This is a genomic window from Micromonospora lupini str. Lupac 08, assembly GCF_000297395.2.
Taxonomy (GTDB): domain Bacteria; phylum Actinomycetota; class Actinomycetes; order Mycobacteriales; family Micromonosporaceae; genus Micromonospora; species Micromonospora lupini.
Map to the genome: position 1 here is coordinate 30,981 of NZ_HF570108.1, position 20,194 is coordinate 51,174.

The 20,194-nt window shown below is 72.6% G+C and carries 14 protein-coding genes; 10 read left to right on the forward strand and 4 right to left on the reverse strand.

Annotated features, from left to right (window positions below):
- Window positions 1–104: 104 nt before the first annotated feature.
- The gene (locus MILUP08_RS01345; protein WP_007454072.1) at window positions 105–1,256 is read left to right on the forward strand and encodes an FAD-dependent oxidoreductase; all 1,152 of its coding nucleotides are present in this window, start codon (window positions 105–107) and stop codon (window positions 1,254–1,256) included.
- Between the two features lie 5 nt (window positions 1,257–1,261).
- Here the strand turns inward: MILUP08_RS01345 and MILUP08_RS01350 are convergent, their stop codons facing one another.
- Entirely contained in the window at window positions 1,262–2,518 is a 1,257-nt protein-coding gene (locus tag MILUP08_RS01350; RefSeq protein ID WP_007454074.1) for an MFS transporter, read from the reverse strand.
- A gap of 121 nt (window positions 2,519–2,639) precedes the next feature.
- Here MILUP08_RS01350 and MILUP08_RS01355 point away from each other — a divergent pair, with 121 nt between their 5' ends.
- The 4 genes from MILUP08_RS01355 to MILUP08_RS01370 all read left to right on the forward strand — a co-directional run bounded on the left by MILUP08_RS01355 (window position 2,640) and on the right by MILUP08_RS01370 (window position 9,513).
- Entirely contained in the window at window positions 2,640–4,427 is a 1,788-nt protein-coding gene (locus MILUP08_RS01355; protein WP_039907115.1) for an HSP90 family protein, read from the forward strand.
- A gap of 2 nt (window positions 4,428–4,429) precedes the next feature.
- Window positions 4,430–7,315 carry a hypothetical protein gene (locus MILUP08_RS01360; RefSeq protein ID WP_007454078.1) on the forward strand — a complete coding sequence of 962 codons (2,886 nt, stop codon included), beginning with the start codon at window positions 4,430–4,432 and terminating at the stop codon, window positions 7,313–7,315.
- Window positions 7,316–7,430: 115 nt separating this feature from the next.
- Window positions 7,431–8,030, forward strand: a complete 600-nt coding sequence (locus tag MILUP08_RS01365; RefSeq protein WP_007454080.1) for a TetR/AcrR family transcriptional regulator — start codon at window positions 7,431–7,433, stop codon at window positions 8,028–8,030.
- Window positions 8,031–8,145: 115 nt separating this feature from the next.
- The gene (locus MILUP08_RS01370) at window positions 8,146–9,513 is read left to right on the forward strand and encodes an acetyl-CoA carboxylase biotin carboxylase subunit (protein WP_007454082.1); all 1,368 of its coding nucleotides are present in this window, start codon (window positions 8,146–8,148) and stop codon (window positions 9,511–9,513) included.
- 83 nt (window positions 9,514–9,596) lie between these two features.
- On the opposite strand, the gene MILUP08_RS33565 is transcribed toward MILUP08_RS01370, so the two are convergent.
- Window positions 9,597–10,331: a hypothetical protein gene (locus MILUP08_RS33565; RefSeq protein ID WP_051065640.1), complete on the reverse strand. Its 735-nt coding sequence runs from the start codon at window positions 10,329–10,331 to the stop codon at window positions 9,597–9,599.
- A gap of 1,021 nt (window positions 10,332–11,352) precedes the next feature.
- Here MILUP08_RS33565 and MILUP08_RS01380 point away from each other — a divergent pair.
- Window positions 11,353–12,273 (forward strand): hydroxymethylglutaryl-CoA lyase, encoded by a 921-nt coding sequence (locus tag MILUP08_RS01380; RefSeq protein WP_007454087.1) that lies wholly within the window; start codon window positions 11,353–11,355, stop codon window positions 12,271–12,273.
- Window positions 12,274–12,327: 54 nt separating this feature from the next.
- Here the strand turns inward: MILUP08_RS01380 and MILUP08_RS01385 are convergent, their stop codons facing one another.
- The gene (locus MILUP08_RS01385) at window positions 12,328–12,900 is read right to left on the reverse strand and encodes a snapalysin family zinc-dependent metalloprotease (protein ID WP_007454089.1); all 573 of its coding nucleotides are present in this window, start codon (window positions 12,898–12,900) and stop codon (window positions 12,328–12,330) included.
- Window positions 12,901–13,062: 162 nt separating this feature from the next.
- On the opposite strand from MILUP08_RS01385, the gene MILUP08_RS01390 reads away from it, so the two are divergent.
- From MILUP08_RS01390 to MILUP08_RS01400, 3 genes are all read left to right on the forward strand, one after another.
- Window positions 13,063–14,595 carry an acyl-CoA carboxylase subunit beta gene (locus MILUP08_RS01390; protein WP_007454091.1) on the forward strand — a complete coding sequence of 511 codons (1,533 nt, stop codon included), beginning with the start codon at window positions 13,063–13,065 and terminating at the stop codon, window positions 14,593–14,595.
- 74 nt (window positions 14,596–14,669) lie between these two features.
- Window positions 14,670–15,818: an acyl-CoA dehydrogenase family protein gene (locus MILUP08_RS01395; RefSeq protein ID WP_007454092.1), complete on the forward strand. Its 1,149-nt coding sequence runs from the start codon at window positions 14,670–14,672 to the stop codon at window positions 15,816–15,818.
- A 232-nt stretch (window positions 15,819–16,050) separates the two neighbouring features.
- The gene (locus MILUP08_RS01400; protein ID WP_007454094.1) at window positions 16,051–18,744 is read left to right on the forward strand and encodes an ATP-binding protein; all 2,694 of its coding nucleotides are present in this window, start codon (window positions 16,051–16,053) and stop codon (window positions 18,742–18,744) included.
- 219 nt (window positions 18,745–18,963) lie between these two features.
- Here MILUP08_RS01400 and MILUP08_RS01405 read toward each other — a convergent pair whose 3' ends face one another.
- Window positions 18,964–19,470, reverse strand: a complete 507-nt coding sequence (locus MILUP08_RS01405) for a MarR family winged helix-turn-helix transcriptional regulator (protein WP_007454096.1) — start codon at window positions 19,468–19,470, stop codon at window positions 18,964–18,966.
- Window positions 19,471–19,569: 99 nt separating this feature from the next.
- Between MILUP08_RS01405 and MILUP08_RS01410 the strand changes: the two genes are divergently transcribed.
- Window positions 19,570–20,151, forward strand: a complete 582-nt coding sequence (locus MILUP08_RS01410) for a YceI family protein (RefSeq protein WP_007454098.1) — start codon at window positions 19,570–19,572, stop codon at window positions 20,149–20,151.
- Window positions 20,152–20,194: the final 43 nt, after the last annotated feature.

Sequence of the window (20,194 nt, forward strand, 5' to 3'; positions counted from 1 at the left end):
AACGACTGTATGCCAACGGCTGTTGACACACAACGACAGCGGTCCTAGCGTTGCCAACGAGCGTTTGCCAACACTTGTTGGCAACAGTCGTTCCGGAGGTGGCAGTGCTGCCCACGAGTACCGACGTCCTGGTGGTGGGTGCCGGCCCGACCGGCCTCGCCACCGCACTGACGCTGGCCCGTCGCGGGGTCGACGTGACTCTGCTGGACCAGCAGGCCGAACCGCCGCAGACGTCCCGCGCGGCAGTCGTGCACGCGTACACCCTGGAGGTGCTGGACCGGATCGGCGTCGCGGCGCCGCTGGTGGCCCAGGGGGTGCGGGCGCCGCGTTTCACGGTCCGCGACCGGGACCGGACGCTGCTGTCGGTCCCGTTCCACAGGCTGCCGTCCCGCTTTCCGTACGCCCTGCTGGTGTCCCAGGCGGTCACCGAGACCGTGCTCGCCGAGCAGTTGGCCGACCTCGGGGTCCGGGTGCGGCGGCCGTGCCGGCTGACCGACCTGAGCCCGACCGCCGACGGTGTGCTCGCCCGGGTCGACGGCGCGGACCTGCGCGCCCGGTACGTGGTCGGCGCGGACGGCCTGCACAGCACGGTCCGGCGGGCGGCAGGCATCGGCTTCACCGGTCCCGGCGACGAGGAGTCCTTCGTGCTGGCCGACGTGCGAGTGGACAGCGTGCTGCCCCGCGACGAGGCGGCGCTGTTCCTGGCCCGCCCCGGGCCGCTGATCTGGGCCCCGCTGCCGGGCGGGGTGGTCCGGCTGGTCGCCGCCGTGTCGGCGGCGCCACCCGAGCCGGACGCGGCGTACCTCCAGGCGCTGCTGGACGAGCGCGGCCCGGCGCGGCGACCCGACCGGGTGACCGAGGTGCTCTGGGGTTCTCGGTTCCTGGTGCGGCACCGGATCGCCGACACCTTCCGCTCCGGGCCGGTGCTGCTGGCCGGCGACGCCGGGCACGTGCACAGTCCCGCCGGTGGGCAGGGCATGAACCTCGGCATCTGCGACGCCGTGGCCCTCGGCACCGCCCTGGCCGACGTGCTCGCCGGTGGCCCGGAGGCGCTGCTTGACGACTACACCGCCCGGCAGCGCCCGATGGCCGAGGACGTGCTGAGCTTCGCCGCCGGGCTGACCCGGATGGCCACCGCCTCCCCGGCCCGCCGACCGGTCCGCGACGGGCTGCTGCGGCTGGTCGGAGCCGTCCCGCCGGCTCGTCGGCGGGTCGCGCTGCGCCTGTCCGGGTTGTCGCACCGGGAGCGGGGCTGAGTCGTTCACCGCGACGGGTGCCGCGCCACCGTCCTGTCGCTTGTGGGCGCTGCGGCCGTCGGCACCGGCGAGACCGGCCGAAGCGTCCGCCACGCCGCCAGTGTGACAAGCGCGAACGTACCGGCCGCCGCGCCCGCCACCGGCACCGTCCCGTACGCGGCGGCGGCCAGCCCGGCGAGCGCCGCGCCGACGGGGGCGGTGAGCACCGCGACCATCCGCTGCGCGGCACCCACCCGGCCGAGCAGTCCGCCCGGCACGTGCCGTTGCCCGTACGACGCGGACAGGCTGTTCCACACGACACTGCCGGCGGCGAAGACGGCCAGCGCGATCCCGCCCGGCACCGGTTGCCGGGCCAGTGCGAACCCGACAAGCGCTACGGTCTGTGCGGCGAGCACCGCCCGCAGCGCGGGAACCGTGCCGAGCCGGGCGGCGAGCCGGCCCGCCCCGAGCGCCCCGACCACGCCGCCGAGAATGGCGCCCGCCGCGAACAGCCCGTATCCGGCCGGCGGCACCCGCAGCACGTCCAGCGCGTAGAGCACGAGCACCGCCATGAGACCGCTGATCGCCAGGTTGCACGCGGCGGCCAGCAGGGTGACCCGCCACAGTGTCCGGTGCCCGCGCAGCCAGCGCATCCCCTCGACGATCTCGCTCCACACCGACCCGCGGCGGATCGCCGGCGCCGCGCCCACGGGAGGCGGAGTGAGGGCCAGCACGAGCAGGGCCGCCACCGCGAAGGTGACGGCATCCAGGGCGAACGGCAGGGCGGGGGCGGTGGCGAAGAGGACACCGGCGGCCGGCGCGCCGAGGAAACCGCCGGCCACCGCGCTCCCCGCCTGGAGCCGCCCGTTCGCCCGGGGCAGCGTGGCCGGCGGCACGACAGTGGGCAGCAGCGCGAACGAGGCCGAGTCGAAGAGGGTGCCCAACGCGGCGAGGAGGAACGCGGCCACCAGGAGCGTCACGACGGCGGCCCGATCGAGGACGACAGCCACCGCCAGTGCGGCCACCACCGCCGCGCGTACCCCGTCGACCACTGCCATCGTCCGCCGCCGGTCCCAGCGGTCCGCGTACACGCCGCCCAGCAGGCCGAAGAGCAGCGGCGGTAGCTGCCCGGCCACGGTGACCGCCGCGATGATCCGAGGATCACGGGTCAGGGTCACCGCCAGCAGGGCCAGAGCCGGCGTACGCAGCGAATCCCCGAACCGGGACGAGACGGAGGCGGACCAGAGCAGCCGGAAGTCCCGGCCCAGAGCGGAGGAGGTCATGGCGCCGACCGTGCCGGTTCGACCGGGTCGAGGGTCAAGCCGCCGGGCGAAAGGGGGACGCGGGCAGTCGGTGATCATCGGTACGGTGGGCGCCGGCATCGGGACCGGGGAGAACTCAAGCGTGGACCACACCTTCCAGGTCGACCTGCGTGGCGTGGTCGACCTGCTCAGTCATCACCTCTACGGCAGCCCACGGGTCTACGTCCGTGAGCTGCTCCAGAACGCCGTGGACGCGATCACCGCCCGGCGTACGACCGAGCCGGACGCGCCGGCGCTGGTCCGCATCGAGCCGCCGGAGTTCACCGGCGACGGCACCCTGCGGGTGCACGACACCGGCGTCGGCCTGACCGAGGCGCAGGTGCACGAGCTGTTGGCCACCATCGGCCGCAGCTCCAAGCGCGACGAGCTGGGCTTCTCCCGGCACGAGTTCCTCGGCCAGTTCGGCATCGGCCTGCTCTCCTGCTTCCTGGTGGCCGACGAGATCCAGGTGCTCACCCGCCACGGTGACAACCCCACCGTCCGGTGGACCGGGTACGCCGACGGCCGCTACGCCGTGACGGTGGCGCCGCCGGAGGCTGCCCGCGCCGAGCCGGGCACCACTGTCACGCTGGTGCCCCGCCGCGACGCCGACCAGTGGTTCGCCACCCCGACCGTCACCGACCTGGCGCGGCTCTTCGGCTCGCTGCTGCCGGTCACCGTCCGGGTCGGCGACACGGTCACCACCACCGGCGAACCGCCGTGGTCGACCGTGCCGGGGGCGCCGCTCGACCGCGCGGCGCTGATCCGGTACGCCCGGGAGACGCTGGGCGTGGAACCGTTCGACGTGCTGCCACTGGCCGTGCCGGAGGCCGGGCTGACCGGCGTCGCCGTCATCCTGCCCACCCCGGTGAACCCGGCGGCCCGGGCCGGGCACCGCGTCTACCTCAAGCGGATGCTGCTCACCGAGAACGCCGACGGCCTGCTCCCGGACTGGGCGTTCTTCGCACACTGCGTGGTCGACGCGACCGAGCTGCGCCCGACGGCCAGCCGCGAGGCCCTCTACGAGGACACCCTGCTGACCGCGACCCGGGAGGCGCTCGGCGACCAGGTACGCGGCTGGCTGGTCCGGCTGGCGCGGCACGACCCGCACCGGCTGGCCGAGTTCCTCCAGGTGCACCACCTCGGCGTGAAGGCGCTGGCACTGCACGACGACGAGATGCTCCGGCTGGTCGACAGGTGGTGGCCGATGGACACCAACGTCGGCACGCTGACGCTCGCCGAGTTCCGGGAACGCCACGGGGTGCTCCGCTACGCGGCAAGCCTCGACGAGTTCCGCCAACTCGCCGCGGTGGCCGCCGCCCAGGACCTGGCAGTGGTGAACGCCGGCTACACGTACGACACCGAGCTGATCGAGCGGCTGCCGGCGGTGGACCGGTCGGTGCTCATCGAACGGCTGGAGCCGAGCGACCTCACCACCCGGTTCGAGGCCCTCGACCCGCAGGTGGAGCTGGCGCTGCGGCCGTTCCTCACCGCCGCGCAGCGGGCCGTCGAACGGTCCGGCTGCGAGGTGGTCATCCGGGCGTACGACCCGGTCTCGCTGCCCGCCCTCTATCTGGTCAGCCGGTCGGCGGCGTTCAACGACCAGCTCGCCGCCAGCCGCGACCGGGCCGACGAGCTGTGGGGCGGGGTGCTCGACGCGCTCGCCGCCACCGCCCCACCGGACCGCCCGCAACTGGTGCTCAACCATCGCAACCCGCTGGTCCGGCGGGTCACGATGCTGGGCGACGCGGAGCTGGTCGGGCTCGCCATCGAGGCGCTGTACGGGCAGGCGCTGCTGCTCGGCCACCATCCGATCCGCGCGGCCGACGCCGCGCTGCTGAACGATTCTTTCCTCGGCCTGCTCGGCCGGGCCGTGCCGGGACGGGAGTGACAATGAGCGACGAGGACCTGTGGCGGGTGCTGCGTGGCATCGCCGACATGCCGTACGGCGCGGGGCAGATCGCCGCGCTGGAGCAGCTGCTGCGCCGGGTGGACGCCGCCGACGACAGGCACCTCGCCTTCGTCACCCGGATGCAGGCCACCACCGGGTACGTCTACGGCGGTGAGCCGGCGAAGTCGTTCGTGACCTTCTCCTGGTGCCTGTCCGAGTTCGACCGCGACCCGCAGCCCTACCACCAGCGCCACCTGCACCAGTTGCTGTGGCACTTCAAGTACATGGTGTCGGGCCTGCTGAAGTTCCCCGAGGTGCCACTGGACCGCACGTACGCGGTGCTCGACGACATGGAACGGCGTTACCGGGCCGGCGGACACAGCCTGCAGACCGTCCACAAGCACCGGTTCCGGGTCGCCGACCACGTGGGCGACGCCGATGCCGCCGCGCACTGGTACCGGCTGTGGCAGACCACGCCTCGCGACGAGTTGTCCGACTGCGCCGGCTGTGACCCGACGAGCCAGGTGGGCTACCTCGCCGGCACCGGGCGGGACGCCGAGGCGGTGGCGCTTGCCGAGCCGGTGCTCGCGGGCAGGTTGACCTGCACCGAGCAGCCGCAGGCGATCCTCACGGCGCTCCTGCTGCCCTATCTGCGTACCGGCCGGGGTGAATCGGCGCGCGACGCGCACCGCGAGGCGTACCGCAAGCTGCGCGGCAACCTCGCCGACCTGTGGGACATCGGCGACCACATCGAGTTCTGCACGCTCACCGGCAACGAGGCGCGGGCGGTCGAGCTGGTCGAGCGGCACCTGGACTGGCTGGACCGCTCGCCGTCGCCGGCCGCCGCCATGCACTTCGCGGCGACCGCCGCCGCCGCGCTGCGTCACTCGGGTGCGGCGACCGTGTACCGCCGGGCCGCCGAGGGTCGACCGGCCGCCGAGGTGCCCGCGCCGACGCTCGCCGACGAGTTGGCCGCCACCGCCACCGGGTTGGCCGCCCGCTTCGACGCCCGCAACGGCACCGCCCACCAGTCCGAGTGGATCGCCCGGCGGCTCGCCGTACGGCCCAGCGGCGAGCACCTGCCGCTCTCCGCGAGCGTCCGCCGCCGTGCGGCCCGGCCGACCGGTGACGAGCCGACACTTCCGCTCCCCGCGGGCACTCCGGTGTCCGCCGAACGGCGAGGCCGGGAGCGGGCCGAGGTGCCCACCGTGACCGTGCCCGCCGACGCGGACGCGGACGAGTTGCTGACCCTCGCCGAGGAGAGCTGGGGCCGACACGACCGGGCCACGTTCCAGGCGGCGCTTGCCGCGTGCGACGACCGGTTCGGCGCCGCCGACCTGCCGACGCGTACGGTCGCGCACCGGCTGGCGCTGCGGGCCGCCGAGCGCGGCGACGAGGACGACATCGAGGGCGCGGTCGAGCTGAACCGGGCTGCGCTGGACCTGTACCGCTCGGCGGGCGAGGAGGTGCCCGCCCAGGTGGTCGCCGGGCGACTCGGCGTGCTGCTGACCCGGGCCGACGAGCACGCCGAGGAGGGGCTCACCCTGGTCCGGGAGGCCGCCGAGGTGCTGGAGCGGCTCGGGGACGCCCGCCAGCGGGCCGCCGCGCACGACCGGCTGGCGTTGGCGCTGCTGCACCGGCAACAGTGGGCGGAGGCCCTCGCGGCGCTGGACCGGGCATCGGCCGACGCGGGTGGCGACAGGCACCTGGCGGCTCGGATCGCCCTGCACCGGGCACACCTCCTGGAGCAGTCCGACCGCGTCGACGAGGCCCGCGCCGCCGCCGAGGAGGCTCGCCGGATCGGCCGCGAGCTGGGCATCGACGAGTTGGTCACCGCAGCCTGCCTGGCCTGCGCGCGGACCGTCGACGACCCGGCGGAGGCGGTGGCCGCCTGTGACGAGGCGCTGCGGGTGGCACCGGCGGACGCGGAGCTGCCGGTCCGGGTCGCGCGCGCCCGTGCGTTGCTCGCCGCCGGCCGGGCCGCCGACGCGGTCGACGACTTCGTCGAGGCGGTGACGCTCTGCGTGGAGCGCGGCGCCGAGGGGGACGCGTTCCTGCGCTGGGAGCTGGCGAACGCGTACCGGGTGGTGGGCCGGCTCGCCGAGGCGGCCGAGGTCGCCGAGGAGGCAGTGCTCGGCCTGGACCGGCTGGGCGCCCAGGCGGAGGCCGACCGCTGCCGGCACCTGCTCGCCGGCGTGTACGCCGGACTCGGTGAGATCGATCCGGCGCTGGCCCTGCTGGAGCAGTTGTCCACCAACCTGGACGGCCCGGACAACCTCCCGCACCGGGCGCAGGTGCTGGAGGAGGCCGGCGGGATCCTCTACGACGCCGACCGGGACGCGAAGGCGGCCGAGCGGTTCGCCGCCGCCGCCACGGCGTACCGGCTCGCCAACCTGCCGTTGGACGAGCTCCGTGCCCGTCGGCGGGAGGCGTACGCCTGGTTCTGGGCCGACGACCGGCCGGCGGCGGTACGTGCCGTCGAGCTGCTGGACGGGCTGACGGCCGCGTTCGCCGGGCAGCCGGAGCCGGAGCCGCCCGTGACGTACGAGCTGGCGATGGCGGCCGAGGCCGCTGCGCGGGTGTTGGTCGGGGAGGAGCGGCCGGACGAGGCGCTGGCCCGGCTCGCCGGGGTGCCGGACCGGCTGCGGTCGATCGAGGCGTTCGGCGAGGCGGCCCAGGTCGAGGTCCTCGTCGGTGAGCTGCTGCTGCGCCTGGATCGGCCGGCCGAGGCGGAGCCGTTGCTGCGCCGCGTACTCGGCGGGCTCCCGGCGGGTTCGCGGCCGGTCCGTCAGACGGCCTGGCTGCTGGCCCGCGCCCTGGACCTGCTGGATCGCCAGACGGAGGCCGCCGCGCTGCGCGCGGAGCACGACCTCGACCCGGACGAGTGACCGCTGCGCCGGCCGGTCGGGCCCGCCCGAGCGGGTGCCGTCCGGCGGCGTGGCGTGCGCAACCGAGCGCCAACCGCCGCCCCACCGCGGTCTGCTCGCGGTCTACGCTTGCCCGGTGACGGTGGAGCAGCAGGCACGGGGTGCGGCGGGTGCGGGCCGACGCCGGTCCCGCAAGGACGAGATCCTGGAGATCGCGGTCGGTCTGTTCGCCGCCCGCGGCTACCACGGCGTGTCGATGGACGACATCGGTGCGGCGGCCGGGGTGACCGGCCCGGCGCTCTACCACCACTTCGCCGGCAAGGAGGCGATGCTGGCCGCCGCGCTGATCCCGGTCAGCGAGGGGCTGTTGGCCGGCGGTCGGGAACGCGCCGCCGGGCATCCGGACGACCCGCGCGGCGTGCTGGAGTCGCTCATCGACTTCCACGTCGAGTTCGCGCTGGCCAACCCGGCGGTGATCGCCCTGCACCTGCACGAGCTGGACCGCCTGCCGGAGGAGCCGCGACGACGGATCCGCCGCCTGCAGCGGATGTACGTCGAGGAGTGGGTGACGGTGCTGACCGCGCTGCACCCGGGCATGCCCGACGGTGAGGCGCGGGTGTTGGCGCACGCCGCGTTCGGCCTGATGAACTCGACCCCGTTCCTCGGCGGCGAGGTGGACCGTCGGCGTCGCGCCGAGCTGCTGCGCGGCGCGACCCTGGCCGCGCTCCTCGCCTGAGCCCTGCCGCGCCGCGCGGCCCTGGCCGCGCTGCTCGCCGGAACCCCGGCTCGTCAGGGGTGGGCCGGTCGTGGTTCCCTGGCATCGTCCCAACATCCGGACGCCGGGAGGAAACATGATCGAGTCACTGCTGGTCGCCAATCGCGGCGAGATCGCCCGCCGGGTCATCCGGACCGCCAGGCGGCTCGGCATCCGCGCGATCGCTGTGTACTCGGAGGCCGACGCCGACCTGCCCTTCGTCGCCGAGGCGGACGAGGCGGTCCTCATCGGCCCGCCCAACCCGGCGCAGAGCTACCGCAACGTCGAGGCGATCCTCGCCGCCGCGAAGTCGACGGGCGCGCAGGCCATCCACCCCGGCTACGGCTTCCTGTCGGAGAACGCCGAGTTCGCCCGTACCGTCGAGGCGAGCGGCCTGATCTGGGTCGGGCCCGGCGCGGACGCGATCACCGCGATGGGCGACAAGATCAACGCCCGGAACCTGATGGCCGCGGCCGGCGTCCCGGTCGCGCCCGGCACGACCGACCCGGCCGCCGACCTGGACGCGGCGGTCGCCGCCGCCGCGGCGATCGGCTACCCGGTGATGGTGAAGGCCGCCGCCGGTGGCGGGGGCATGGGCATGGGCGTGGCCGTCGACGAGGCCGCGCTGCGCAGCGAGTACGACAAGGTGCGCGCGTTCGCCGAGCGGATGTTCGGCGACGGTTCGGTGTTGATCGAGCGGTACTTCCCCCGGGTACGCCACGTCGAGGTGCAGATCCTCGGCCTGGCCGACGGCCGGGTGGTGGCGCTCGGCGAGCGGGAGTGCTCGGTGCAGCGGCGCAACCAGAAGCTGGTCGAGGAGTCCCCGTCCCCGGCGGTCTCGCCGGAGCTGCGCGCACGCCTCCTGGCGGCGGCGGTACGGGCCGGCGAGGCGGTCGGCTATCGCAACGCGGGGACTGTGGAGTGCCTGTTGGTCCCGCGTCAGCGGGACTCCGAGGGCGACGGCCCCGCCACCGAGGAATTCTTCTTCCTGGAGATGAACACGCGGTTGCAGGTGGAGCACCCGGTGACCGAGTACGTCTACGGCGTCGACCTGGTGGAGGAGCAGTTGCGGGTGGCCGCCGGCCTCGCCCCGACATTCGACCCGGACGCGCTCGCGCCGAGCGGGCACGCCATCGAGCTGCGGATCAACGCCGAGGACCCGAAGCGCTTCCTGCCCGGCCCCGGCGTGGTCAAGACCTGGATTGAGCCCACGGGTGTGGGCGTCCGGGTGGACTCCGGCTACACCGGCGGCAACACGGTCACCCCGTTCTACGACAGCCTGATGGCCAAGCTGATCCTCAGCGGCGACACCCGTGAGCAGGCGATCGAGCGGGCGAGGACGGCGGTCGCCGAGTTCCAGATCGAGGGCCCGAAGAACAACCTCCCCTTCTTCGCGGAGCTGCTGGAGAACGACGAGTTCCTCGACGGCACCTACGACACCGGCATCGTCTCCCGCATGCGCTGACCCGCCCGCTCACTGCCCCGCGCCCCCTGCCCTCGGTGATCAAGACATTTGCGTCTCTCGATCGCCGAGGGCAAGCCCGGCGGTTACGGCTGTTGGCGCAGATTGTGGGGAGTGCCGAGGTGTGGTTGTCGGGCGTGCCAGGGCTGGTCGGCCAGGCGGGGCAGCTCTCCCCTGTTCTGCCCGGGTAGGCCGGGGGAACCCGTGTCCAGCCGGGGTGCCCGGTAGAGGCTCTGGCCAGGGCCACCGGCCCTGGCCTGGCTGGGTGGGAAGTGCCTGGTGTTGGGCGTCGGGGTCGACGAGCCGCTGACCGGCTCGCGCTGTCGAGGCAGATCGTCCGACGTGGGGCCGAGGGGCCGGGCCGCCTGGGCGGCCCGCAACTCGCTTACCTCCACCCGGAGGTCGAGACACTCTCGTTCCAGGTCGGTGATCCTCTGGCGCAGGCACCGTTCGAGATCGCGGCCGTCCCGCACCTCGGTCCTGTCCTCGGCGCGTTCGTCGCGAACGCCATTCGGTGGCCTCTCGCCGCGGGCCAGCTCGTACAACTCGGCAAGGTCGGCCAGCCACTGCCGTCGGAGCTCCGGCGGCAGCGCGTGCTTCACCACAAGCATCACCGTCTGCCAGGGCGGCCCCTTGCTCTCGGCGGTGAAGTGCCGCGACAGCTTCTTGCGCAGAAGGGACTGTTTCCTGCTCCGACCGGCGAGGTCGGGATCGGACCGGGGCGTGTAGATCCGGTCCGCCAGCCTCTGCCAGGTGTCGATCGGCCCGATTTCGGGGCAGGTCTCCACGATGTCGCGGACCGCCAGCGCGTACGCCGCCACGGCGGGGTTGTGATAGCGCTGGCGGTATTGCGCTTCGAGCGTCGATCGCGGGACCAGTCGGTGTCTTCGGGTGCGTTCTGCTGAGAGTGGCACGGAAGCCTCGGCGTTCACATCGTTCCTTTCAATCCAGTGGTCATGTCGTCCCCGCAAACCGCGCCATGCGGGTCCTTCCAAGAGCTCACATGACGTCGGATCAACATTTGTACCGCCTTCGATCAAGTAATCGTGTGTCCGAGGCTGTGTCGCCAGTCAGATTCTGGCCGGGTGGCTGGCCGGGTTGGCACGTTGAGCCTGCGTTCAGCCCTTACGCCAGACCAATGTGGCCGGGTCGTGGTCGCCGCGCCGCCGTCTCTCGTGTTGGCCGGGTGGTCCTGCGGCAACCCGGTCACAAGATCGTCATGTTCGTCGGGTCGGGTCGTTGCCAGGGAGATGGAAACGTCCGACGCCCGATCCGGATTGGTTCTCGATCGTGGCGGCAGTCGTGGAACTTCCATCGACGTTAACCGCGCCGCAATTGCGGACCGATTGCCGGAGGAAGAGGGATGAACGGTAATGGTGTGTGGCCGCCGAACGCAGGACGACGTGGGGTCCGCATTCTGCGGAAAGCATCGCTCGGCACCGATGGCGCCGTGGTGATGGCCCTGCTCGTGGGTCGAGAGGGCGCCGCCGCGTGCGCCGGCGCCCTCTCGACCGCACTCCGATGCGCTGCGGAGCTCTTGGAAGGACCGTCGCAGCGCTGACCACCGGAGGCGTCCTGACGGCGGGGTCGAGCCGTTGGCCGGCCCCGCCCGTCACGCCGGCACCAACGTAGCCACCCCGCCGCCCGCAGTTCCACGGCGCTGCCGGTGATGGCATCCTTCTGGCCTGATTCATCCCCCGAAGGGTGGTCAGGTGCTGGCCGGAAGGGCCACCTGAACGGGTGGCCGTCGCACAGCCTGTCCGTGCCGACGGTGGTGCGGGCGGTTACGCGAGCCGGTGTCGCTACCGTTGCCCCCAGCAGAGCAGACAGTGAGGTGACCCCATGACGGACCTGCCGAACTCCGTGTCGATTCGTGAGGTTGGGCCGCGGGACGGGCTGCAGAACGAGGAGCCGATTCCCGTCGACGCCAAGGTGCGGCTGCTCGACGCGCTCTCCGGCACCGGCGTACGCCGGATCGAGGCGGTGTCGTTCGTGCACCCGAAGGCGATCCCGCAGATGGCCGACGCCGACGAGGTGTGGCAGCGGGCCAGGAAGGCCGAGGGGGTGCGCTACTCGGCGCTGGTGCCGAACACCCGGGGCGCGCAGCGGGCCCTGGCCGCCGAGTTCACCGAGATCGAGGTGGTGGTGTCGGCCAGCGACACGCACAACCGACGCAACGTCAACCGGTCCACCGACGAGTCGCTTGACGACATCGCCGAGCTGATCGACCTCCTGCACGGCGCCTCGGCGCGGGTCGAGGTGATCGTGGCAACCAGCTTCGGCTGCCCGTACGAGGGGGACATCGACCCGCGGCGGGTCGCCGGCATCGTCGACCGTGTGGTCCGCGACGGCGCGGACCGGGTGGCGTTCGGCGACACGACAGGCATGGCCACCCCGCGGCGGGTCCGTGAGCTGCTGACCGCGGTACGCGACAGCAACGCGCACGTGCCGGTGCTGCTGCACTTCCACAACACCCGGGGCACCGCGCTGGCAAACCTGCTGACCGCGCTGGAGTTGGGGGTGACCGAGTTCGACGCCAGTGTCGGCGGCCTCGGTGGCTGCCCGTACGCCCCGGGGGCCAGCGGCAACCTCGCCACCGAGGAGGCCGTGCACATGCTTCACGACATGGGCATCGACACCGGCATCGACCTGGATGCCCTGATCGAGGTGGCCGAGCTGGCCGAGGAGCTGCTCGGCAAGAAGCTGCCGTCCGGCGTGCTGCGGGCGGGTCCGCGTACCCGCCTGACGCCGCTGCCGGGCTGAGGACGCGACGAGGGGGCCGGCGCGTGCGCCGGCCCCCTCGCTGTGTCAGGTTGGTCAGCTCACGGAGGTGAGCATGCTCGGCCAGCTGTCGCGGAAGATGTCCGCGCTGCGGGCGGAGCTGCGCTCGTTGGCGCTGAGCGTGCCGGCGAAGAGGCTGCTCACCCGGTTCGCCTCGGCGCTGCTCGGGTACGGGTTGGTGCAGCTGGTGCCGGCGCTGCCGCCGGACATGAGCAGCGAGCAGTTCCCGTTGTAGTTGTCCGGCAGGCCGAGGATGTGCCCGATCTCGTGGGTCACGATCCGCAGCGGGCTGTACTGCGCGGCCTGCTGGGTGTCGATGTAGACCCGGCCGTTGCCGAGGCTGGTCCGCACGGCGTAGGAGCCGCCGCCGGTGATCTGGTAGATCCGCAGGTTGGAGCCGCAGTTCGCGGAGAGCGTCAGGTTGACTGTGGCGTTGTTCCAGATCGAGGCGGCCTGGTTGGCGGTGCCGGCGTAGGCGCCTGCCTGGCTGGTGTTGTAGCAGATGGTCATCGCGGCGGACGCGGGCGCGGGGTTGGCGACCGTGACGCCGAGTGTGGCACCTGCCGTCGCGACAAACGCGACGGCGAGCCGACCGAGTCGTGAGGTCATCGCTGACTCCTATCCGGGAGGGGGTGCCAGGAGCCTATCCACAGAGATTAATAGATTTCAATGTTTGGTTCGAAGAAGCGTCGTTCGGTCGCGGGTCGCCGGGAGGTGCGCGAGTGCGATAGCCTAACGATCGTTCAGGTCAGTACGGGCGAGGGAGTCGGCGTGACGCTCGACGGTGAGGCGCTGGAGCAACTGCGCAAGCGGGCCCGGTCCGGCGGCGCGGACAAGTACCACGCGGCCAACGAGGCCAAGGGCAAGCTCTTCGCCCGCGAACGCGTCGCGCTGCTTGTCGACGAGGGCTCGTTCGTCGAGGACGGCCTCTACGCCAACGCGCTCGCTGAGGGGCTGCCCGCCGACGGCGTGGTCACCGGCACCGCCACGATCGACGGCCGGCAGGTCTGCCTGATGGCCAACGACTCCACCGTCAAGGCCGGCAGTTGGGGCGCTCGGACCGTCGAGAAGATCATCCGGATCATCGAGCGGGCGTACGGCGCCGGCGTGCCGATGGTCTACCTGGTCGACTCCGCCGGCGCCCGGATCACCGACCAGGTCGACCTCTTCCCCGGCCGGCGTGGTGCCGGCAAGATCTTCTGGAACCAGGTCCGCGCCTCGGGCTCGATCCCGCAGGTCTGCGCGCTGTTCGGCCCGAGCGCCGCCGGTGGGGCGTACATTCCGGCGTTCTGCGACGTGGTGGCCATGGTCGACGGCAACGCCAGCATGTACCTCGGCTCCGACCGCATGGTCGAGATGGTCACCGGGGAGAAGACCACCCTGGAGGCGATGGGCGGGGCCAAGGTGCACACCGCCGAGTCCGGCGTGGGGCACTTCCTCTGCAAGACCGAGGCCGACGCGCTCGACGTGGTGAAGACCTACCTGTCGTACCTGCCGGCGAACTGGACCCAGGCGCCGCCGGCCGCGCCGGCGGTCGCCGCGCCCGCGAAGGTCGACCTGGCCGCGCTCGTGCCGGCCAGCGAGCGGCAGGCGTTCGACATGCGGCGGTACGTCAAGGGACTGCTCGACGAGGGTTCCTTCTTCGAGATCCAGGCACTGTGGGCCAAGGAGCTGACCATCGGGTTCGGCCGCCTCGACGGCCAGGTCGTCGGCGTGCTCGGCAACAACTCGATGTTCAAGGGCGGCGTGCTCTTCGTCGACTCGGCCGACAAGGCCACCCGCTTCGTGCAGCTCTGCGACGCGTTCAACGTGCCGCTGCTCTTCCTCAGCGACGTGCCCGGCTTCATGGTGGGCAGCGCGGTGGAGAAGCAGGGCATCATCCGGCACGGCGCCAAGATGATCACCGCGATCTCCGAGGCGACCGTCCCCAAGATCTGCGTGGTGGTCCGCAAGGCGTACGGCGCCGGCCTCTACGCGATGGCCGGCCCCGGCTTCGAGCCGGACGCGACAATCGCGCTGCCCACCGCGAAGATCGCCGTGATGGGCGCCGAGGCCGCCGTGAACGCCGTCTACGCCAACAAGATCGCCGCCATCGCCGACGCGGACGAGCGGGCCGCGTTCGTCGCCGCCAGGCGCGCCGAGTACGAGCAGGACATCGACGTCGTCCGGCTGGCCAGCGAGCTGGTGGTGGACGCCATCGTCGAGCCGCACGACCTGCGCACCGAGCTGGTCCGTCGCTTCGCGGCGGCGCGTACCAAGGATCGGCACTTCTCCCGGCGTCGGCACGGCGTCACCCCGGTCTGACCCTCGCCCCACCCCACAGCGATCCGCCCGCGGCGTCACGAGCACCGCGGCGGCCGTCCACCCAGGAGGATGAGATGGACTTCCGGCTCACCGACGAACAAACGGCGCTGCGGGAGAGCGTGCGGGACTTCGCGCGCGAGGTGGTCGCGCCGGTCATCGCCGAGCACTACGAGCAGCACACCTTCCCGTACGAGGTGATCCGGCAGATGGGCAAGATGGGCCTGTTCGGCCTGCCCTTCGGCGAGGAGCACGGCGGGATGGGCGGCGACTACTTCGCGCTGTGCCTGGCCCTGGAGGAGATCGCCCGGGTCGACTCCAGCGTCGCGATCACGCTGGAGGCGGCGGTCTCGCTCGGCGCGATGCCGATCTACCGCTTCGGCACCGAGGAGCAGAAGGCCACCTGGCTGCCGAAACTGCTCAGCGGCGAGGCCCTGGCCGGCTTCGGGCTCACCGAGCCGGGCACCGGCTCCGACGCCGCCGGCACCCAGACGCGCGCCGTGCTGGACGGCGACGAGTGGGTGATCAACGGGTCGAAGGCGTTCATCACCAACTCGGGGACCGACATCACGGCCCTGGTCACCGTCACCGCCGTGACCGGCACGAACGCGGACGGCTCCAAGGAGCTGTCGACGATCATCGTGCCCACCGGTACGCCCGGATTCACTGTTGCCCCCGGTTACTCCAAGGTCGGGTGGACCGCCTCGGACACCCACGAGTTGACCTTCGACGACTGTCGGGTGCCCGCGGCCAACCTGCTCGGTGCGCGTGGCCGGGGGTTCGCCCAGTTCCTGCGGATCCTCGACGAGGGCCGGATCGCGATCGCCGCACTGGCCGTCGGCCTCGCCCAGGGCTGCGTCGACGAGTCGATCAAATACGCGCGGGAGCGGCAGGCGTTCGGCCGCCCGATCGGCGCCAACCAGGCGATCCAGTTCAAGATCGCCGACATGGAGCTGAAGGCGCACACCGCCCGCCTGGCCTACTACGACGCCGCCGCCCGGATGCTGGCCGGTGAGCCGTTCAAGCGGCAGGCCGCCATCGCCAAGCTGCACGCAAGCACGATCGCGGTGGACAACGCCCGGGAGGCGACCCAGATCCACGGCGGCTACGGCTTCATGAACGAGTACCCCGTCGCCCGCTTCTGGCGCGACTCCAAGATCCTGGAGATCGGCGAGGGCACCAGCGAGGTGCAGCGCATGATCATCGCGCGCGACCTGGGCCTCTAACCCGGCGAAGCCCCGGCAATCCTGGACAGTTTCCGTCAGCGGTTGACGGAAACTGTCCAGGATTCTCTTCGGGCACCGGTCGTGAACGGGCGCGGCGTGGGTCGCCGACCTCTGGCGTCGGCCTGTCGTGGTGGGAGGGCCAGCCGTTCGGCTGTCGGATATCGGCGAGCGGGCGTCGGCAGACCGACGTTCGACTGCCGATGGTCGGAGTCGATCCGTACTCTTCGTGCCCATGACTCCGGATCATGATCGGTCGCGGAGCCCGGCCGGTCGTACCGGGCTGCCGGAGCTGCTCCGTGCCCACCGGCGCGCGGCCGGCCTGACCCAGGCGGAGCTGGCGTCCCGTGCCGGGGTCGGCGTGCGGACGGTACGGGACCTGGAGCGCGGCCGGTCGGTCCGGCCCCAGCGCACCACGGTCGAGTTGCTGGCCACGGCGTTGGAGTTGGCCGGCGCCACCCGGGCGGCGTTCCTGGCCACGGCCCGCGGCGCCACCGGCGGTGAGCGGCCCCGGACCGACGTCATCTCGGGCACGCTCGGGGTCGGCGCCGGCGTCACATCGACTGCCGAAGCTGCCCGGGCCGCCGCTCCGGTCGCCCTTCCACCACCTGTCGCCCTGATCGGCCGCGACCGCGACGTCAGCGAGCTGGCCGGAATGCTGACCGCGGAGCGTGGCCCCCGACTGGTGAGCCTGGTCGGGCTGGCGGGTGTCGGCAAGACCGCGCTCGCGCTCGCCGTCGCCCACGCGGTGGCCCGCGCACATCCGGGCGGTGTGGCCGGCGTGCTGGTGGGCGAGGGCTCGGACGGTCCGGACGTCCTCGCCGCCACGATGACCGTCCTCGGCGCGGCCCGGCTGCCGGAACTCGTCGCCCGGCTCGCCGGCCGGCCGGCACTGCTGGTGATGGACGCGGTCGAGCGGGCCCCCGGTCCGGTGGCCGAGACGCTGCACCGGCTGAGCACGGTGTTGCCGTCGTTGCGGGTGCTGGTCACCGGACGGCACCCGGTCGGGCTGCCCGGCGAACGGGTCTGGCCGGTCGCCCCGCTCGAGGTGCCACCGCCGGACGCCGAGCACTCCGGGCCGGCCACGCTCGGTTCGTGGCCGGCGGTCGCGCTGTTCACCGCACGGCTCGCCCAGGTCCGTCGGGAGCCGCCGACTCCCGACGAACTGCCGGCGTTGGCCGCCCTGGTCCGTCGGCTGGGTGGCCTGCCGCTGGCCATCGAGCTGATGGCCGCCCGGGGCCGGCTGCTCGACCTCACCGAACTGCTCGATCGGTACGGCGACCGTGTGCTCGACCTGACCACCTCGGCCGACCCGGCGGCCCGTACCCGCTGGGACGCCCCGGAGGCGGCCACCCGCCGCCCGCCTGCCACCGATGCCACCCGGGCGGCGGTGGCGGTGACGCTGCGGGACGCGGTGGCGACCAGCTACCGCCTGCTCGCGCCGGCCGAGCGCGACGCGCTGCGGCGGCTCGCCGTGTTCGGCAACCGGTGGTCGGTGGAGCTGGCCGAGGAGATGCTCGCCGACGAGGCCGACCGGGACGGCACGGTCGCCATCGATCCGGTCCCGCTGCTGGACCGCCTCGTCGAGCTCGGCCTGTTGAGCGTTCGCGGCACCGGGCCGTTCCGGTTTCGTCTGCTCGACGCGGTCCGTGACTTCGCCATCGAGCAGGCCGTGGGTGGTGGCGAGCTGACCTGCGTACGGCGCCGGCATGCGGAGGTGGTCGCCCGCCTCGTGGCGCGGACCGCCTCGGACCTGGCCGGCCCCCGGATGCTCGACGCGGTGCACCGGCTCGACGAGGTGAGCAGCGACATCAGTACGGCGCTGGCCCACGCGGCGACCGACGACCCGCTGACCGCGCTCCGTCTGGCGGCCTGCCTGCCCCGCTGGTGGCGCTTCCGGGGGCGCGATGTCGCCGGGCGGCAGTGGTTGCGGCGGTTGCTTGCCGACCCGCGAACCGCCGACGCGGACCCGATCCTGCGCGGCTGGGCCAGCCTCGGGGTGGCCCGGCTCGCCGCCGAGCACAGCGCAGAGGCCGACGAGTTGCCGACGGCGCGGGCCGCGTTGGAGACGTTCCGGCAGGCCGGCGACGTGACCGGCGAGCTGGAGGCGCGAAGTGTGCTCGGTGCGCTGTTGACCACCGTCGGTGGGCACGACGAGGCCCGGGAGCAGGCCGAGGCGGTGCTCCGACTCGCGGCCCGCAATGGGCGGACCAGGGATCTGGCGGTGGCGCAGAACAGCCTCGCCTGGCACGAGATCCGGGTCGGTGACCTGGGCGCGGCACGCCGTCGGCTGGCCGCCGTGGACCGGCTCGCCGCCGAGGGCGGTGAGCAGCGGTTGCGGGTACTGGCCTGGGCCAACCGGGCCGAGGTGTCCCGCCTGGAGGGCCGGTACGCCGACGCCGTCGACCAGGGCCGGCGCGCTGCGGCGGCACTGTTCGAGTTGGGTGACCCGGGGCATCGACGGCGGGTGCTCGGGACGGTCGGGCTGGCGCTCGCGCAGGACGGGCGTGTCGCGGAGGCGACCGAGGTGCTCACCGAGCTGCGTGCGGGGGCCGCCGAGGCCACAGTTGTCGTGCCGGGGCAGCAGTGGGTGGAGCGGGTCGGGCTCCCGCGACCGCGCTCGGACGAGACGGTGTTGTCCTGGGGCGGGCCGGAGGCGGGAATCTGCGCGCTGATCGAGGGGAACCTGGCGCTGCACCGGGGTGACCGGGAACTGGCGGCGGAGTGGTTCGCCGCCGCCGCCGAGGCCGGTCACGATCGGCGGGACGTGGTGGAGGCGCTCGTGGGCCTCGCCGCGAGCACGTCGGACCCGACGGTCCTCGATCGTCTCGACCGGGCTTGCGAGGAGAGTGGCATCCGGTTGCTGCCGCAGGAGTCCGGACTGCTCTATGCGCTGATGGCCGCGCGGGGCGGGCCCGCCGAGCGTTAGTCGGACGCCCGTGGGTGGCCGGTCGGACGGGGAGTGGCGCGAGCGAAGAGCCCCCTTGGTGCTACCCCTCGCTGTTCGCCCGCGCCGTCACCCCCCGGTGATTCCCCGGTGGACGAAAGCCTGCCACCGCGGACGTGGTAGAAGGTGCTCTTCAGGAGGTTTGTCCGGTCTGCAACGCCACTTCTGCCGGTCTTTCTGCCGGTGCTTCGACACCTGCCGTCAGGCCGGGTCGCAGTCGTCGGCGTCGGCCGCCTCCTGATCGGTGCTGCCGGCGGTGGCACCGGGGTGGACGGCGTCCCGCACTCGACGCAGGCCGTCGAGGAGTGCCGTCAGCGCCTCGGGATCGAGCTGGCCGGTGAACCACTGCTCGATGATCCGCAGATGGCCCGGCAGCGTCTCGTCGAGCCGCTGCATACCGGCGGTGGTGACCACCGCGTACGAACTGCGGCGATCGTTCGGACAGGCTCGGCGGGTGAGCAGTCCGTCGCGTTCCATCCGGTCCACCACTCGGGTCACCCCGCTGGTGGACAGTGACGTCTGCGCGGCGAGGTCGGTCATCCGCAGCTGGTTGCCCGGCGAGCGGGCCAGTCGGGTGATCACCTCGAACTCGACCGAGGAGAGGTCGTGCTCCTCGAGTTGGGCGGCGAACCGGGCCGAGAGCCCGGCGTGGACCTCGTAGAGGAGGCCAACCGCGGTGATCCGGGGGTCGTCGAACACGTTGGTCACTCGTTAACCCTACCAGTCCTTGACAGAGGGAATGTTGTTGCGGTTATATTTGCTCAAGCAGTCGTTGGGCTACTAAACAATCTTCTGGAGGACACCAGCATGACCAGCAGCATCGATGCGGTTACCCGCGACTGGGACGGTCTCACCATCCCGGCGGCCGGCACCTATGTGCTGGACGCGGCGCACAAGCGGGTCGGCTTCGTCGCCCGGCACATGATGGTGAGCAAGGTCCGCGGTGAGTTCAAGGAGGCGACCGCCACCATCACCGTCGCCGAGGACCCGCTGCAGTCCTCGGTCGTCGCGACCATCCAGGGTGCCAGCATCGACACCACCCAGGGCGACCGGGACGCGCACCTGCGCAGCCCCGAGTTCCTGGACGCCGAGAAGTACCCGACCCTGGAGTTCCGCAGCACCGGCGTCAAGTCCCGCCGCGGCAACGAGTTCGTGCTCACCGGTGAGCTGACCATCAAGGACGTCACCCGTCCGGTGGAGCTGGAGGTCGAGTTCGAGGGCGTGGGTCGCAGCCCGTTCGGCCAGGACATCTTCGGCTTCTCCGCGAGCACCGAGATCGACCGCGAGGAGTTCGGCCTGACCTGGAACGTCACCCTGGAGACCGGTGGCGTGCTGGTCGGCAAGAAGATCAAGATCGAGATCGAGGGCGAGGCCGTCCGCCAGGCCTGATCCCCACGGATCACCGGTACGCCGGGCCCGCGCCGCACGTCGG

Coding starts and splice junctions, on each gene's coding strand:
- MILUP08_RS01410 (WP_007454098.1), top strand. CDS start 19,570: ATGACCAGCAGCATCGATGCGGTTACCCGCGACTGGGACGGTCTCACC.
- MILUP08_RS01380 (WP_007454087.1), top strand. CDS start 11,353: ATGACGGACCTGCCGAACTCCGTGTCGATTCGTGAGGTTGGGCCGCGG.
- MILUP08_RS01350 (WP_007454074.1), bottom strand. CDS start 2,518: ATGACCTCCTCCGCTCTGGGCCGGGACTTCCGGCTGCTCTGGTCCGCC.
- MILUP08_RS01395 (WP_007454092.1), top strand. CDS start 14,670: ATGGACTTCCGGCTCACCGACGAACAAACGGCGCTGCGGGAGAGCGTG.
- MILUP08_RS01370 (WP_007454082.1), top strand. CDS start 8,146: ATGATCGAGTCACTGCTGGTCGCCAATCGCGGCGAGATCGCCCGCCGG.
- MILUP08_RS01360 (WP_007454078.1), top strand. CDS start 4,430: ATGAGCGACGAGGACCTGTGGCGGGTGCTGCGTGGCATCGCCGACATG.
- MILUP08_RS01400 (WP_007454094.1), top strand. CDS start 16,051: ATGACTCCGGATCATGATCGGTCGCGGAGCCCGGCCGGTCGTACCGGG.
- MILUP08_RS01385 (WP_007454089.1), bottom strand. CDS start 12,900: ATGACCTCACGACTCGGTCGGCTCGCCGTCGCGTTTGTCGCGACGGCA.